The 15,058-nt window shown below is 41.2% G+C and carries 15 protein-coding genes; 10 read left to right on the top strand and 5 right to left on the bottom strand.

Translation table 11 applies throughout. The features are described from left to right. Positions 1-37: 37 nt before the first annotated feature. The 6 genes from glnK (at position 38) to AC2117_RS17615 (ending at position 5,503) form a co-directional block, all read left to right on the top strand. Positions 38-376, top strand: a complete 339-nt coding sequence (glnK, locus tag AC2117_RS17640) for a P-II family nitrogen regulator (protein WP_000780326.1) — start codon at positions 38-40, stop codon at positions 374-376. Positions 377-432: 56 nt separating this feature from the next. Continuing rightward, a complete protein-coding gene (locus tag AC2117_RS17635; protein WP_133975790.1) occupies positions 433-1,827 on the top strand; it encodes an ammonium transporter in 1,395 nt (464 codons plus the stop codon). Between the two features lie 124 nt (positions 1,828-1,951). Continuing rightward, complete coding sequence (gene nrdR, locus AC2117_RS17630; RefSeq protein ID WP_003654416.1) at positions 1,952-2,410, top strand: transcriptional regulator NrdR; 459 nt, start codon at positions 1,952-1,954, stop codon at positions 2,408-2,410. A gap of 15 nt (positions 2,411-2,425) precedes the next feature. Next, positions 2,426-3,511 carry a bifunctional diaminohydroxyphosphoribosylaminopyrimidine deaminase/5-amino-6-(5-phosphoribosylamino)uracil reductase RibD gene (gene ribD, locus AC2117_RS17625; RefSeq protein WP_133975788.1) on the top strand — a complete coding sequence of 362 codons (1,086 nt, stop codon included), beginning with the start codon at positions 2,426-2,428 and terminating at the stop codon, positions 3,509-3,511. Continuing rightward, on the top strand, positions 3,508-4,800 hold the full coding sequence (locus AC2117_RS17620) for a DNA adenine methylase (protein WP_075431217.1): 1,293 nt from the start codon (positions 3,508-3,510) through the stop codon (positions 4,798-4,800). Before ribD ends, AC2117_RS17620 begins: the two co-directional genes overlap by 4 nt. Before the next feature lie 43 nt (positions 4,801-4,843). Continuing rightward, positions 4,844-5,503, top strand: coding sequence for a riboflavin synthase (locus AC2117_RS17615; protein ID WP_042894301.1), 660 nt, complete (start codon positions 4,844-4,846; stop codon positions 5,501-5,503). A gap of 60 nt (positions 5,504-5,563) precedes the next feature. Here AC2117_RS17615 and AC2117_RS17610 read toward each other — a convergent pair whose 3' ends face one another. The 4 genes from AC2117_RS17610 to AC2117_RS17595 form a co-directional block, all read right to left on the bottom strand. Beyond that, on the bottom strand, positions 5,564-5,782 hold the full coding sequence (locus AC2117_RS17610) for a hypothetical protein (RefSeq protein WP_133975786.1): 219 nt from the start codon (positions 5,780-5,782) through the stop codon (positions 5,564-5,566). Between the two features lie 131 nt (positions 5,783-5,913). Next, entirely contained in the window at positions 5,914-6,552 is a 639-nt protein-coding gene (locus AC2117_RS17605; protein ID WP_133975784.1) for a hypothetical protein, read from the bottom strand. Between the two features lie 38 nt (positions 6,553-6,590). Beyond that, a complete protein-coding gene (locus AC2117_RS17600) occupies positions 6,591-6,998 on the bottom strand; it encodes a DNA polymerase III subunit chi (protein ID WP_042894304.1) in 408 nt (135 codons plus the stop codon). Next, positions 6,991-8,439, bottom strand: coding sequence for a leucyl aminopeptidase (locus AC2117_RS17595; protein ID WP_133975783.1), 1,449 nt, complete (start codon positions 8,437-8,439; stop codon positions 6,991-6,993). The genes AC2117_RS17600 and AC2117_RS17595 overlap by 8 nt, the downstream gene beginning before the upstream one ends. 143 nt (positions 8,440-8,582) lie before the next feature. Between AC2117_RS17595 and lptF the strand changes: the two genes are divergently transcribed. From lptF to AC2117_RS17575, 4 genes are all read left to right on the top strand, one after another. Further along, positions 8,583-9,683 (top strand): LPS export ABC transporter permease LptF, encoded by a 1,101-nt coding sequence (lptF, locus tag AC2117_RS17590; RefSeq protein WP_042894309.1) that lies wholly within the window; start codon positions 8,583-8,585, stop codon positions 9,681-9,683. Beyond that, positions 9,683-10,753 carry an LPS export ABC transporter permease LptG gene (gene lptG / locus AC2117_RS17585; RefSeq protein WP_133975781.1) on the top strand — a complete coding sequence of 357 codons (1,071 nt, stop codon included), beginning with the start codon at positions 9,683-9,685 and terminating at the stop codon, positions 10,751-10,753. The genes lptF and lptG overlap by 1 nt, the downstream gene beginning before the upstream one ends. Positions 10,754-10,879: 126 nt before the next feature. Further along, positions 10,880-12,427: a 2,3-bisphosphoglycerate-independent phosphoglycerate mutase gene (gene gpmI, locus AC2117_RS17580; RefSeq protein WP_133975779.1), complete on the top strand. Its 1,548-nt coding sequence runs from the start codon at positions 10,880-10,882 to the stop codon at positions 12,425-12,427. Between the two features lie 15 nt (positions 12,428-12,442). After that, entirely contained in the window at positions 12,443-13,627 is a 1,185-nt protein-coding gene (locus AC2117_RS17575) for a S41 family peptidase (protein ID WP_133975778.1), read from the top strand. A gap of 4 nt (positions 13,628-13,631) precedes the next feature. On the opposite strand, the gene AC2117_RS17570 is transcribed toward AC2117_RS17575, so the two are convergent. Beyond that, positions 13,632-15,053 (bottom strand): sigma-54-dependent transcriptional regulator, encoded by a 1,422-nt coding sequence (locus AC2117_RS17570; protein WP_133975776.1) that lies wholly within the window; start codon positions 15,051-15,053, stop codon positions 13,632-13,634. Between the last annotated feature and the right edge of the window lie 5 nt (positions 15,054-15,058).

The raw sequence follows: 15,058 nt of genomic DNA, 5'->3' as shown, positions 1-15,058 counted from the left end.
AAACCTTACTGGTGAAAAGAAGCCGAAGGAAACAAACATGAAGCTTGTAACTGCAATTGTAAAACCGTTTAAATTAGATGATGTGCGTGAAGCACTCTCTGACATTGGTGTACAAGGGATTACCGTAACTGAAGTTAAAGGTTTTGGTCGTCAAAAAGGACATACAGAACTCTACCGTGGTGCGGAGTACGTGGTTGATTTCTTACCTAAAGTAAAAATCGAAATTGCGATTAGTGATGAAATGGTCGATGCGGTGATTGAATCAATTACACGTGTGGCAAGCACTGGAAAAATCGGCGATGGTAAGATTTTTGTGACTAACTTGGAACAAGTAATCCGTATCCGTACGGGTGAAACTGGACCAGATGCTGTCTAATTGGCACAAAGCTTGCTGAGTAGAAAATAACTCGCAAATGAGGTTGGGGGACACGAATGAAAAAAATGCTTATGGCGCTAAGTCTATCAGGCGCTCTTTTGGGTGGTACTGCCGTTTGGGCAGAAGATGCTGTAACAACGCCTACATCGGAAGTTGCGGCTACATCAACATCTCAAGCTACTGCAACTACTGCAGAAGCACCAGTTGCTGAAACTCCAGCAGCTCCAGCACCGACACCTACTCTTGATACGGGTGATACCTCTTGGATTTTAGTTTCAACCGCATTGGTTCTATTAATGACCATTCCTGGGTTGGCACTATTCTACGGCGGTATGGTACGTAAAAAAAATGTATTAAGTACTATGATGTTCAGCCTTTCCGCTGCGATTTTAGTAAGTTTGCTGTGGGTCATTGCTGGGTATTCAATCGCGTTCTCTGGCACAGGTGCATTTTTTGGTGATTTGTCTAAAGCAATGCTAAACGGAGTCGCGTTTGATGCATTGAGTGGCACAATTCCTGAAAGTCTTTTTGTTATTTTCCAAATGACCTTTGCCATTATTACAGTTGCAATTCTAAGTGGTTCTATTGCAGACCGCATGAAGTACTCAGCTTTCATGATCTTCATTGCAGTTTGGGTACTCGTTGTTTATGCACCAATTACTCACTGGGTTTGGGCGGCAGATGGCTGGTTATTTAAAGCAGGCGCCTTAGATTTTGCTGGCGGTACAGTTGTACATATCAACTCAGGTGTAGCTGGTTTAGTTGCTGCTTACATGCTTGGAAAGCGTATTGGCCTTGGCCGTGAATCTATGGCTCCGCATAATTTGACTCTAACCGTTGTCGGTGCAAGCTTACTTTGGGTAGGTTGGTTTGGCTTTAACGGTGGTAGTGCTTTAGGTGCTGGTGCTCGTGCAAGTATGGCAATTTTAGTGACTCAAGTTGCTGCCGCTGCTGCTGCATTATCATGGTTAGTTGTTGAACGTATGATTCGTGGTAAAGCATCTGTATTAGGTGGTGCTTCTGGTGCTGTCGCTGGTTTGGTTGTGATTACGCCAGCAGCAGGTTTCGTCGGTGTAGGCGGTGCTTTAGTCATGGGCCTTATCGGTGGTGTCGTGTGCTTCTGGGGTATTACCGCACTTAAACGCTTACTTAAAGCCGATGATGCTTTGGATGCGTTTGGTTTACATGCTGTAGGCGGTATTGTCGGTGCGATTTTAACTGGCGTATTTTACAGTGATGAAATTATCAAAGCAGCGAACGTTCCCTTAGCAGCAACATTCACTAAACAATTATGGGTACAAGTTGAAGGCGTATTGGCAACCATGATTTACAGTGGTGTAGCGACTTTTGTAATTCTTAAAGTGATTGATCTTGTGATTGGTATCCGTGTTAACGCTGATGATGAACGCATGGGTCTGGATTTAAGCCAACATGGCGAACGTATTGAATAATCCTTAATATCATTCATGTTAAAAACAGTCTTCGGACTGTTTTTTTTGCCCTATAGAATGCTGGTTCTGTAAGTGTAGAAATTTTGCTACACTAGGTCAAAGTAATCGACCCTATAAGTCCGCTATGCATTGTCCATTTTGCAACGCCGCAGATAGTAAAGTCATTGATTCACGTTTAGCCGCCGAAGGCTGTCAGATTCGTCGACGTCGTGAGTGTGTAAGTTGCGGTGAACGTTTTACCACTTTTGAAAGCTATGAAGTGGTGATGCCCCGTGTGATCAAATCGAATGGAAAAAATGAACCTTTCGATGAGGCCAAGCTACGCCGTTCGTTAATGCATGCTTTGCAAAAACGTCCGGTCACCCAAGAACAGATAGAAACTGTTTTAAGTGATATTCAATTGCAGATTCGCCGTTTAGGCGAGCGTGACGTGAAGTCTAGAACAATTGGTGAAGTCGTCATGCAATCTCTATTTGCACTCGACCATGTCGCTTACGTCCGATTTGCTTCTGTTTATCAAGATTTTCAGGATGTTGAAGCTTTTCGCCGTCAAATTGAGCAAATGCAGCAACGTGAACAATAACTATTTGAGATTTTTATGTCTGAGTTGAAAAAAGATCACTATTGGATGCAGCAAGCTATTGAACTTGCCAAACGAGGTCTATATTCGACTAAGCCTAATCCAAATGTGGGTTGTGTTATTGTCAAAGATAATCAGTTAATAGGCGAGGGCTTTCATCCTAAAGCAGGTCAACCACACGCCGAAGTTTTTGCCTTGCGTCAGGCCGCTGAACAGGCTCAAGGTGCAACAGCGTATGTGACGCTTGAGCCATGTGCACATTATGGGCGAACTCCTCCTTGTGCTGAAGCACTGGTTAAAGCTCAAGTTAAAAAAGTAGTTGTTGCTTGCCCAGATCCAAACCCACTGGTTGCGGGTAAGGGTGTTCAAATTCTGAAAAATGCCGGAATTGAAGTAGAAGTTGGCATTTGTGAAGATTTGGCAGAAAAATTAAACCAAGGTTTTTTAAAGGCGATGTCTACGGGCATGCCTTATGTACGCTTAAAAGTAGCTTCAAGTCTAGATGGGCGTACGGCAATGGCATCTGGTGAATCGAAATGGATTACTGGTGTAGTTGCGCGTCAAGATGTACAGCATTGGCGTGCCATTTCAGGAGCAGTGATTACAGGGATTGAAACTGTGATTGCAGATGATTGTCAGCTTAATGTACGAACTCTGGACAGTGTTGATATTGAGACAATTGCACAGCCAAAACGGATTATTTTAGACCGCCAAGGTCGTTTGCCGTTCGCTGCTAAAATTTTAGAAAACCCTGAAACTGTGATGGTGATGGGGCCATATCGTCAAGAACTTGCCGATTTAGGCGTGATACAATTAGAAATTCAGCCTTTAAAAGTGCTGTTACAGACCCTATCTAAGCAATATCAAATTTATGATGTATTGGTAGAAGCCGGTGCAACCTTATCTACTGCCTTTTTACAAGAAGGTTTGGTAGATGAGTTGATCAGTTATATTGCCCCGACATTATTGGGGAAAAGTGCAAGAGCCATGTTCAATGCAGAATTTGAATATATGGCACAGCAACTCCGTTTTACACTTCTTGATGTGACACAACTTGATCAAGATATACGCTTAAGGTTAATCCCTACGCAAGAGAAAGTATGAATCCAGAGCCTTCGGTTTATCACAAACGTCGTCATGCAGCCCGTACGACAGACGAATATCTTTTCCATCAGCTTGTACCGTACTTGGGTAACAAGCGCCGATTGCTCCATCTAATTTTAGAAGCCCTTGAAATTACAGGGACACTGAATAGCAAGAAAAAGAATCCTCCGATTTTTGCCGATTTCTTTGCCGGCAGTGGTGTCGTGTCTCGTTTGGCACGTCAAAATGGTTACCGTGTGATTGCGAATGACTGGGAACCTTATAGCCATGCGTTAAATCATGCGATTTTAGCTTGTATTGATGCACCTGCTTTTAAAGAGCTAGGCGGGTATCAAAAGGCAATCGATTATTTAAATCGCTTACCTGAAGTTAAAGGTTGGGTAACACATAACCTTTGCCCACGTAATGATGATATTTATGATCCAGCTCGTGACCGTTTGTTCTTTAAACGCCGTAATGGTATGCGTATTGATGCGATTCGCCAGCAGATTGCAACATGGCAATCTCAAGGCGCAATTAATGATGTAGAGATGAGTGCATTGCTCGCGCCTTTGCTCTATTCAGCCAGTTTTGTCAGTAACACCAGTGGTGTATTTAAAAGCTTCCATCAAGGGTGGGGCGGGCGTACTCAAACTGCATTAGAGCGAATTGAGTCATTACTTTGGTTAACACCGAGTCGTTTTTGCGAGATTGGTGATCGTAAACGTCCTGCTGCTGAAATGTGGTGTGTAGATTCACAGCATCTAGCAAATCAAATGAGTGGTTTTGAAGTAGATGTTGCTTATCTTGATCCACCATATAACCAACATGCATATAGTAGTAATTACCATGTTTTGAATGCATTAACTTTATGGGATCAGGCCGATTTACCTTCACCAGATACTAAAGGTTATAAGAGTGGAATTGACAGAGCTTGGCGTAAAGAGCGTCCAAGCCCATATAACTCTTCTAAATATGCGAAAGATGCGTATGAAAAATTACTTTCAACCATCAATGCCCGCTATATTCTGACCAGTTATTCAACTGATGGTAATATCGAGCCGAAAGATTTGCTTATGGCCAATCTGGAGCGCGGCAAAGTGACCTTGTTAACACAAGATGTTCCGCGCTATCGAGTGAGTAAACAACGACAGTCTGAACGTGCACGCGTGCTTGAGTTTATTGTGATTACAGATACTCATGCCAAGTCAGGACCACCATTACGTCAGTTATTAGGCCAGCTTTACCACTTCGCCGAGCTAGGTGGTGTAGATACTTCAGGTAATAGTACACAGCTCGCACTTTGGTAAGCACTGCAATTTAAGCAGTGTAAAAAGATTTGGAGATTGAGCCATGTTTACAGGCATTATTGAAAGTTTAGGAAAAGTTGAAAGCCTGCAAAGTGTAGGTGGAGATGTGCGTTTACGTATTCAGACTGATCTGGATATGTCAGATGTACATTTGGGTGACTCGATTGCAACCAATGGTATTTGCCTCACCGTGATTGAATGGGGTGATAATTGGTATGCTGCCGATGTTTCTCGTGAAAGCTTGAACCGAACGACTTTGGGTCACTGGAAAGTTGGGCAACGTGTCAATGTTGAAAAGGCAATGTTACCGACAACACGCTTTGGTGGACATATTGTAAGTGGTCACGTTGATGGCGTGGGTGAAATTACCGTAGTACGGGAAGACGCTCGTTCAATCTATTATGAAGTTACGGCACCCGCAGAACTTGCTAAATATTTAGCGGAAAAAGGTTCTGTGACCGTAGATGGTATTAGTTTAACGATTAACCACTTACGTGGAAATATTTTAAGCTTGAACTTAATTCCGCATACAGCAGAGCGTACTAATATTGGAACTTGGCAAGTCGGCAGCAAGGTAAACCTTGAAGTCGATGTTTTAGCGCGTTATATCGAGCGTTTATTACTAGGTGACAAGGCTGCTGAACAAAAAACAGAGTCAAATATTAGTATGTCTTTTTTAGCTGAGAATGGCTTTTTAAAATAAAAGCTAGATCGTTAAAATAAAAAAACCGGACACATGTTCCGGTTTTTTTATTTTGAAAATTTAATGCTTGGTTAGAGTAACCGAATGTGTACCGACCCATGGCTTGTTATGCTGAGTGCGAGTAATTGTAAAATCACGGGTTTTAGACTCACGTGTAAGTAAGATAGATAAAGAGTTAAAGTCGTTATGACTCATATAAAATTCTTGTGCTGAAAACGTCCATTGCTCACCCTGATTTAGCTGTTCAACTTGCTTTGAAATCTGATGCAGAATGTCCATCTCTTATCCTCATTAATTATCTTGAATAACTACTTTTCATTCTTATAATTAATTGATCTATAAGAATAATCTATATGTCTATTCTGTGACATATACGTGTCATTTTTATGACAAGAACAAGATTTAGAGGTTTACTTTTCTATTTTTTCATCAGAAAACTTAGAATTTTTCAAAATGTATTCAATTTCTTCTTGAGCTGCCGAATGTAGTTTAGCTCGGAAAGCCGTTACAGACTGTTCAATTAAGCTTTCAGCTTCAAGTTCTAAACGAATACGTAAACTTTCAAGCTCAGATAAGATTTGATCATCGGTAATACTAAGTTTTACGCCAGATGAATAATTAATTGCTGGTGTTTCAGGGTTCTTTTGATAACGTGCGGTTTGCTCCGCAACTTCTTGCTCTAAATGACTACGTAATATGTGTAATGTTTCAGTTTGTTCATTAAACTTACGAATTTCATCTGCTTGCAACTCTGCAGCATAGGCTGCTTCTGATGCACGTTTGTCAGCAAGTGCTTTTTCTAAAGCAAGCTGACGACGAATACGTGCTTGCTCAATGAGCTCTGCTTTGAGGTCAGCGTAGGCTTGTTCAATTTTTTGCTGTGATTCTAACTGCGCTTTTTCGTCATTTAAAACCCAAAGCTGAATAGGTGTTTGAGGTTCTAGTAAGTCGCAAATACGTGCCAGATCCTGTTGATAGGCATGACGGACAGCTTCAGGCGCATTTAACCATCTTTTTTTAAAATCTTGCCCGACATTTAATGCCACCATGCTTCTCCTTTGTTCAACAGTATTTACATTTTAGCGCGTTATAATTTAAAGGTCCGCGGTTCTATACCCAAACGGCGATACATTTTAAATTTTTCTCGACCAATTTGCTTGGCTGTTTCATTATTTTCAACAATTTCTATAATGTGGCTAAAATGATCAACTTGTTCAAGTGCATGATTGTTAAAATTAAATACTAACAAGCCTTGTTCAAGTGGTTGTTTAGCCGAAATACATACAGCAGCATCAGCTTGATCAACCCCATGCGCAATGAAACTAACAGGGTCGAAATCCCATAATCTTTCATCAAGAGTTTGTTGTAGCTGCACATCTGGGCAATACCACCAGATTTTAGGATGCTTTTGTAAAATTTTTCGGCATAAACGGCAAGCACTATCGACTTGCCGTTCTTCACTGGTTTCAAACAGATAAAAACTAACTTTAGCCATTCGTATTTACACGATTTGCTAAAAATTGCATGAGGAGTGGTACTGGACGACCAGTTGCGCCTTTAGCTGGACCAGAAAGCCATGCTGTTCCTGCTACATCTAAGTGAGCCCAACGATACTCACGTGTAAAGCGCTCAAGGAAACATGCAGCCGTAATCGCACCGCCGTATGGACCGCCGATGTTCGCAATATCTGCAAATGGTGAATCAAGCAACTCTTGATAATCATCAATCACTGGCATACGCCATACACGGTCAAAAGACTGCTCACCCGCTTGTTGAAGTTCAGCTGCCAAGGCATCATCTGGTGAGAACAAACCACTGAGTACTTTGCCCAAAGCAACTACACACGCACCTGTTAACGTCGCAATATCCACCACTACTGCTGGATTGAAGCGTTTGATATAGGTCAATGTGTCACACAGGACCAAACGTCCTTCAGCATCTGTATTTAAAATTTCAACAGTTTGTCCGCTCATGGTGGTTACAATATCGCCTGGACGGGTTGCTTTGCCAGAAGGCATATTTTCTGCTGCTGCAATTGCGCCTACCACATGAATAGGAAGTTTTGCTTCGCATAGTGCACGAATGGTACCCAGTACAGAGGCTGCACCGCACATATCGAATTTCATTTCATCCATGCCAAGGCCTGGTTTTAAAGAAATACCACCTGTATCAAAAGTTACGCCTTTACCGACTAGAACAACTGGAGCTTGATCAATCTGTGCTTGATATTCGAGAGTTACAATGCGACCCGGACGTTCAGATCCTTTACTCACTGCAAGAAAAGCATACATGCCTAAATCAGCCATTTGCTGCTCATTTAAAACAGTGACTTTAAGTAAGTCAGGGAATTCTGCCGCTAAAGCTAGAGCCTGTTCTGCCAAATATTCAGGGAAACAAATATTACCCGGACGATTACCAAGGTCACGCGCGTAAGACTGACCAGACTGTACCGCATGTACTAACGCCAGTTGTTGTTTATCTAGGCTAGTCGTTGAACTAATTAAATCAACCTGTTGTAACACAAATTCATTTTTTTTCGATTTAAACTCATCATAACCATAAGCTGCTTGAGTTAAGCTTAAAGCAAATAAATAATGGTGCTCGACAGGTAAAGCAGCAATATCAATTGCGATATGCTTAAATTTATTTTGTGTCGATTTGATAATAGTTTGAGCAAGTTTAGCGAGCTTAACTGCCTGAAGTTCGGCTGTTTTTCCTAAGCCAAGTAATTGGCTGTGAGGCTGATTTGAAATCTGACCAAATAGTGGCAGAGTTTCATTAAGGTTGCCTTTAAATTGGGTAGCAGTAAGAACGCTTTCTAGGTTATTGATTTGATATGTGTTGATGTTGCTTTGTAGCTGTTCTGAATCAACTAAAATCCACAAAGATTCATTAGATGTCTGTTCGGGAAAAGTTGTATAAGTTGTAAATTTCATGGCTGCCGTGATTGCCTATAGAAAGTTATGATGAATTAAAACATTGAAACACTTTCAAGCATAGCGTTGCAATGTGCGGTTTTATATTTTTAACATTCGGGTAAACTAGCAGTCGTCCCGATTAGCCTTTTGGAAGTATTACTTTGATTATTCGGCGTTATCTCGTCAAGCAAGTTGTCTCTACCTCATTAGTGGTCATTTCCTTATTGACCTTAATCATGATGGGTGGTCGTCTGATCAAATACTTTGGTGTGGCGGCGCAGGGGCGTTTAGATGCCAGTATCTTGTTTAGCATCATTGGGTATCGTTTACCTGAATTTCTAACACTCATTTTACCACTGGGTTTTTTTATTGGTTTAATGTTGGTGTTTGGTCGCTTATATGTTGACCATGAAATGGCAGTCCTGAATGGTAGTGGTGTGAGTCGTCATCAATTGGCGCGACTACTTATTCCAATGACACTTGTTTATATGGTTTGTCAGTCTGTGCTTATGCTCTGGATGACGCCGTGGGGATTACGTGAGTTTGAAAAATTAACCACCACTCAAGCGGTTCGGACAGGTTTTGATTTGGTTCGCCCAAGAGAATTTATTTCTTCTGGACCCTATACGATTTATGCAGGTTCGCTATCTGAAGATCGAAAAAATCTAAAAGACATTTTCTTTTATCAACGCGCTACCAAAGAAGATAAGCCAGATGTCATGATTTTGGCAAAAGAAGCGACTCGTGTAGAAGTCGCAAATGATACAGCCAATGTGGTTGATCTGGTGCAAGGCCGCCGTTATGAAATATTTCCGGGACAACCAAAATATACACAAGCAGAGTTTCAGTCTTATCGTCTACGTTTAGAAAATGACAAAGATGTTAAGTTTGAAAGTGGAGACGTAGAAGCATTATCAACGACTAAACTTTTTTCAAAAACGAATGATCCAGTGATAAGAAGTGAGTTGGGATGGCGTTTGTTTGGACCATTCACCATTCTTATTGCTTTAATGCTTTCTGTGGCATTGTCTGAGGTGAGCCCAAGACAAGGTCGTTATTATCGTCTTATTCCGGCGGTTTTTATTTTTTCCAGTCTGATCGTATTAATGATTGCAATCAAGACTCGTATTAGTAAAGAAGAACTCGATATTTGGGCTTATCCTGCCGTGTTGGTTGTTTATGGCGTTGCAGCTGCCTTATTTTCACGTAAACAGAAGTTGGCACCAAAAATCAAGAAACAGATCAAGCGAGTGAAATTATAATGTTAGCACGTCGAATAGTCGCCAAATATGTGACGAAAACCACTGCGCTTGCAATGTTTGGCACCACAGTTGTTTTGTCGATTTTACAGATCTTATTTACATACCTTGGCGAGTTGGGTGAGCTCAAACCAGACTATAACGCATGGCAAGCTCTCATCTATGTGTTGTGGGGGGCGCCTCGTTATCTATATGAAATTTTGCCTATTTCTGCCTTGATTGGTGCTGTAATTGGTTTAGGATCACTCGCGACAAGCAGTGAACTTATTGTTATGCGCTCTGCCGGTATTAGCTTATGGCGTATTGTCGGTTGGGTGATGCGCTCAGCTTTACTGCTTATTATTTTGTCTTTTGCTTTAAGTGAATGGGTTATTCCATATACCAATGAAAAAGCAGAAAGTGTTAAAAGTCACCGCTCTATCGCTGCTTTAGGCGAAGTGAAAGGTTATTGGTCACGTGAGGGGCAGCGATTTATCTATATCGACTATGCGAACTCTCAAGGCAATTTAAAAGATATTCAAGTGGTCGATTTTGACCAGAACTATTACTTGCAATCATTAATTAATGCTCAGCAAGGACAGTTCGTAAAAGATGGTCAATGGGCTTTGAAGAAAGCAGAACAAATGGATATTCTGGCGGCAGGAAATGCCATCAAAAATGACCATGACGAACAATCGCTTTCTTTAGCATTACAGCCGAAATATGTGCACATGGTGACTTTAGATCCTGAAGATTTATCACCAAGCCAGTTGATTAGTTTTATGCGCTATATGGATGAATATAGTCAGGTTCCAAAGACTTATCAATTGGCTTTCTGGCAAAAGGTTGCTTCACCATTTTCATTGATTGCTCTGGTTCTCGTGGCGTGTTCATTTATTTTTGGGCCATTACGCCAGCAATCGATGGGTTTCCGTTTGGTGATCGCATTGTTTATTGGTTTGAGTTTCTATTATTTGCAGGATTTCTTGGGCTATGCCAGCTTGGTTTATTCCCCATCTCCAGCATGGTTTGTACTCGTACCTATCTTGTTAATGTTTGGTGCCGGAAGTTATTTGCTTTACCGCGCTCGCTAGTAATTATTGATATTTATGGCTTTCATCAATCGTAGATATTGGTGAAAGCCATAGGAAAAAATAGAGTCTTGACCGAAAATTCGGTAAGATATTGTGACGAAATTGTAGACAAAAGAGAAATAGATTATGACGGATGCAACTGCTGGCAAGATCCCTCACGTTCTGGTCATTATGGATGGTGTCGGACACCGTGAAGCGACTGAAGATAATGCCTTTCTTGCAGCAAAAACACCGAATTTGGCAGCAATGACAGCAAAGCACCCAAATAGTCTAATTTCTGGTTCTGGTGAAGATGTTGGTTTGCCTGATGGACAAATGGGTAACTCTGAAGTTGGCCATATGAACCTTGGTGCTGGTCGTGTGTTGTATCAAGACTTTACCCGTATTACTAAAGATATTCGTACTGGCGACTTTTTTAAACATGAAGTGCTAATTGACGCTGTTGAAAAAGCCAAAGCCGTTGGTGGTGCTGTTCATATTATGGGACTGCTCTCAGATGGTGGCGTCCATTCACATGAAGACCATATTGTGGCGATGTGTGAGCTTGCATTAAAACGTGGTGCAAAAGTTTATTTACATGCTTTCCTTGATGGTCGTGATACGCCTCCACGTAGCGCTCAGTCGTCTTTAGAAAAATTAGATGCATTATTTGCTCAATACCAAGGGCAAGGCCGTATAGCGACCATGATTGGCCGCTACTTTGCAATGGACCGTGACAACCGTTGGGATCGTGTTGAGCAAGCTTATCGTTTGTTGACCGAAGGCGAGGCACTTCGTACTGCGCAAACAGCAGTGGAAGGCTTAGAGTTAGCTTATGCAGCCAATGAAAACGATGAGTTTGTAAAAGCGACTCGTATTGGTGATGTTGCTAAAGTACAGGACGGCGATAGCGTTGTATTTATGAATTTCCGTGCTGACCGAGCTCGTGAAATTACTCGTGCATTTGTAGAAAAAGACTTTGCTGGTTTTGAGCGTAAAGTTGTACCGAACCTTTCTAAATTTGTCATGCTAACCCGTTATCAGGCTAGCATTGATGCGCCAGTTGCATATATGCCAGAAGCATTGAAAAATTCATTAGGTGAATATTTATCTTCTTTAGGGAAGACTCAGTTACGTATTGCCGAAACTGAAAAATATGCTCATGTAACATTCTTCTTTAGTGGTGGACGTGAAGATGAATATCCGGGCGAGAAGCGTATTTTGATTCCATCTCCAAACGTTGCAACGTATGACCTTAAGCCTGAAATGAGTGCTTATGAAGTCACTGATGAATTGGTTAAAGCCATTAATTCTGGTGAATATGATTTATTGGTTGTGAACTATGCCAATGGTGATATGGTAGGTCATACAGGTATTTTTGATGCTGCAGTTAAAGCAGTTGAAGCAGTCGATCTTTGTTTAGGGCGTGTCTATGAAGCAGTAATGGCAAAGAAAGGCCATATGTTGATTACTGCTGACCATGGTAACGTTGAACAAATGCAAGACTACGAAAGTGGTCAAGTTCACACGCAACATACAACGGAACTTGTACCGTTTATTTATGTTGGCCCAACACAAGCAACAATTGCAGAAGGTGGCGTGCTTGCCGATGTAGCACCGACGATTCTCAATTTAATGCAGATTCCTGTTCCTGCTGAAATGCAAGGACGTAACCTGATTACATTATCTGCATAAACCAAAGGTGATTGGATGCTGCAACACATTAAATATAAAAAACTTATTGTAAGTATGTTGCTGTGTTGCAGCCAATTTGCTTTTGCAGCGCCAGTTGTAAAAGAGAAATTGTTACCTTTGCATTCCGATGCGGAAGAACCGGAACATAGTTATGCAGAGGTACCGATTGAGTCGATTCAGCAGTTTGTTCAAATCTATGGAATCGTTCGAGATAATTACGTTGACGTGAAGTCTGACGATGCCTTGTTTCAGCAAGCCATTAAAGGGCTGGTAAGTGGGCTTGATCGTTACTCACGCTATTTGTCGGCAGAAGAATATCGTCAATTGATTCAATATACTGAAGGTGACCTCGCCTCTGTTGATTTTGCTTTAAGCCCTGAATTGCATGTCCATAAATGGATGATTCGTGATCTTAAAACAGGTTCAGACTCATACAAATTAGGTTTGAGAAATGGTCAAGCGATTCTCAAGATTGATAATCAAGACTTAAAAAATTTAAACCAAGATCAGGTGTTCGGACTGCTTTATGGTTCTATCGGAAGTACGCTTCAAGTGCAAGCAGAAGAGTTAAATGGAAATATTAACTTAGTCCGTAATAAAAAAATAGAAACCGATATCGAACCTGTAATGCTACATAATCAGGTTTTAGTGCTAAAAATTAGAGTATTCCAGCAAGACACGGCAAATGAAATTAAACGATTAATTGAAGAAAATAGTTCACCACGTTTAAAAGCCGTTTTAATCGATCTACGAAACAATCCGGGTGGATTGTTATCGGCAGCAGTCGAGTCGGCAGATTTATTTCTAAATAGTGGGATTATCGTTTCAACTAAAAGCCGTTCAGAAGGTAATCAGCAATTTCAGGCTCTGCCCGGCAACGAATTTCAGAATATAAAGTTAGGTATATTAATTAATCATCGTTCTGCATCGGCAGCTGAAGTTTTTACTGCGGCCATGAAAGAGCACCAGCGTGCATGGGTCATGGGCGAGAAAAGTTATGGAAAAGGAGTCGTGCAGAAACTGTTTCCTTTGCCAAGTGGCGCGGCACTACAAATGACAGTCTCACATTACTACACGCCAAATGGCAATATGATTGAAGGGCAAGGTATTCAGCCTAACCAGAGCTATCCTTTGCCCCCAGAAATGAAAGAAGACGTATATTTAGACCGCGTTGCAGACTTATTTCTAAAGAAAAAGTAGTTTTTTATACTTCCTCTCCTAATTCAGTATCTAAGCCAAACTTTTTCAGTCGATAGCGTAAAGAGCGAAAGGTCATTCCTAGCTTTTTAGCTGCTAAGGTCCGGTTCCAATGTGTCATGTCCAATGCATTTAGCAGAATATCTTTTTCAATATTTTCTAAGTAGCGTTCTAAGCCTTCCATTGGTAATTTTGGTCGAGCCTGAGCAATCGCAGTTGATGTGTCATTCACTGGTTTAGTGGTGATTTGCGAGTTAACGCTACTGCTTCTGAGAAGAGTCGTATTCAAGTGTGATAAATCAATACATTCATCATCACTTAAGGTAATAGCGCGTTCGATCATATTTCTTAATTCACGGACATTACCCGGAAAATCTTGCTGCAATAGATAAGTTTCAGCAGTCGTGGTTAATTGTTTACTTGGAACTTCCCATTCCAGACAAACCTTTTGAATAAAGTGATGGGCTAATAACAAAATATCGCCACCGCGCTCACGCAGTGGTGGCAACATGATATCCATAACATGGATACGGAAAAATAAGTCCTGACGGAATTTGCCTTGTCGGACTAATAACTCTAAATCTTGGTGGCTGGCGCTGATCACCCGAAAATCAACATCGATTTCCTGATCTGAACCTACAGGGCGAATTTTTTTCTCTTGTACTGCGCGAAGTAATTTAACCTGCATATTTAAAGGCAATTCGGCAATTTCATCTAAAAATAAACTGCCGCCATGAGCGGATAAAATAAGGCCTTGTTTGTCTTGGGTCGCTCCAGTAAAACTACCTTTTTTATGCCCAAAAAGTTCACTTTCCATGAGCTCAGCTGGAATTGCTCCACAGTTAATCGCAATAAATGGACCTTCGCTGCGGTTACTCAAACGGTGAATAAGATTAGCAACAACTTCTTTACCTGTACCGGATTCCCCTGTAACAAACACAGGAGCTTGGGAACGAGCTATTTTTTTTATAGCAATACGCAAGTTTTGTATCGGTGGAGAACGTCCGATTAATAGGTCATTTTCCAACGTTGTTTCACCGAACTCATGCTCTGGTTTTGGCTGATTTAGCGCTTTTTTTAATAACTGATCTAAATGAATTTGGTTAATAGGTTTACTTACAAAGTCAAAAGCTCCCGCCTTTAACGCTGCAATTGCAATATCCATATTGCCGTATGCAGTTAAAACTGCAATTGGTGTGTGAGAATAAGTTTGAGAAACATGTTTAACTAATTCTAAACCGCTACCGTCGGGTAGGTTTAAATCGGTTAAGCATGCATCGTAATGAAACTGAGTAAAGAGTTGTTTGGCCTGTTCAACCCGATAAGCAAGATGTGTTTTAATCCCCATTCGCGCAAGAGTCATTTGCATTAAAAGGCACAAATCTTCTTCATCGTCTACAAGCAAAACTAGTGGTTGCTGTTCTGCCATTTCCC

Source organism: Acinetobacter calcoaceticus, assembly GCF_900520355.1.
Taxonomy (GTDB): domain Bacteria; phylum Pseudomonadota; class Gammaproteobacteria; order Pseudomonadales; family Moraxellaceae; genus Acinetobacter; species Acinetobacter calcoaceticus_C.
This window is presented reverse-complemented; position numbering and strand designations above follow the sequence as displayed.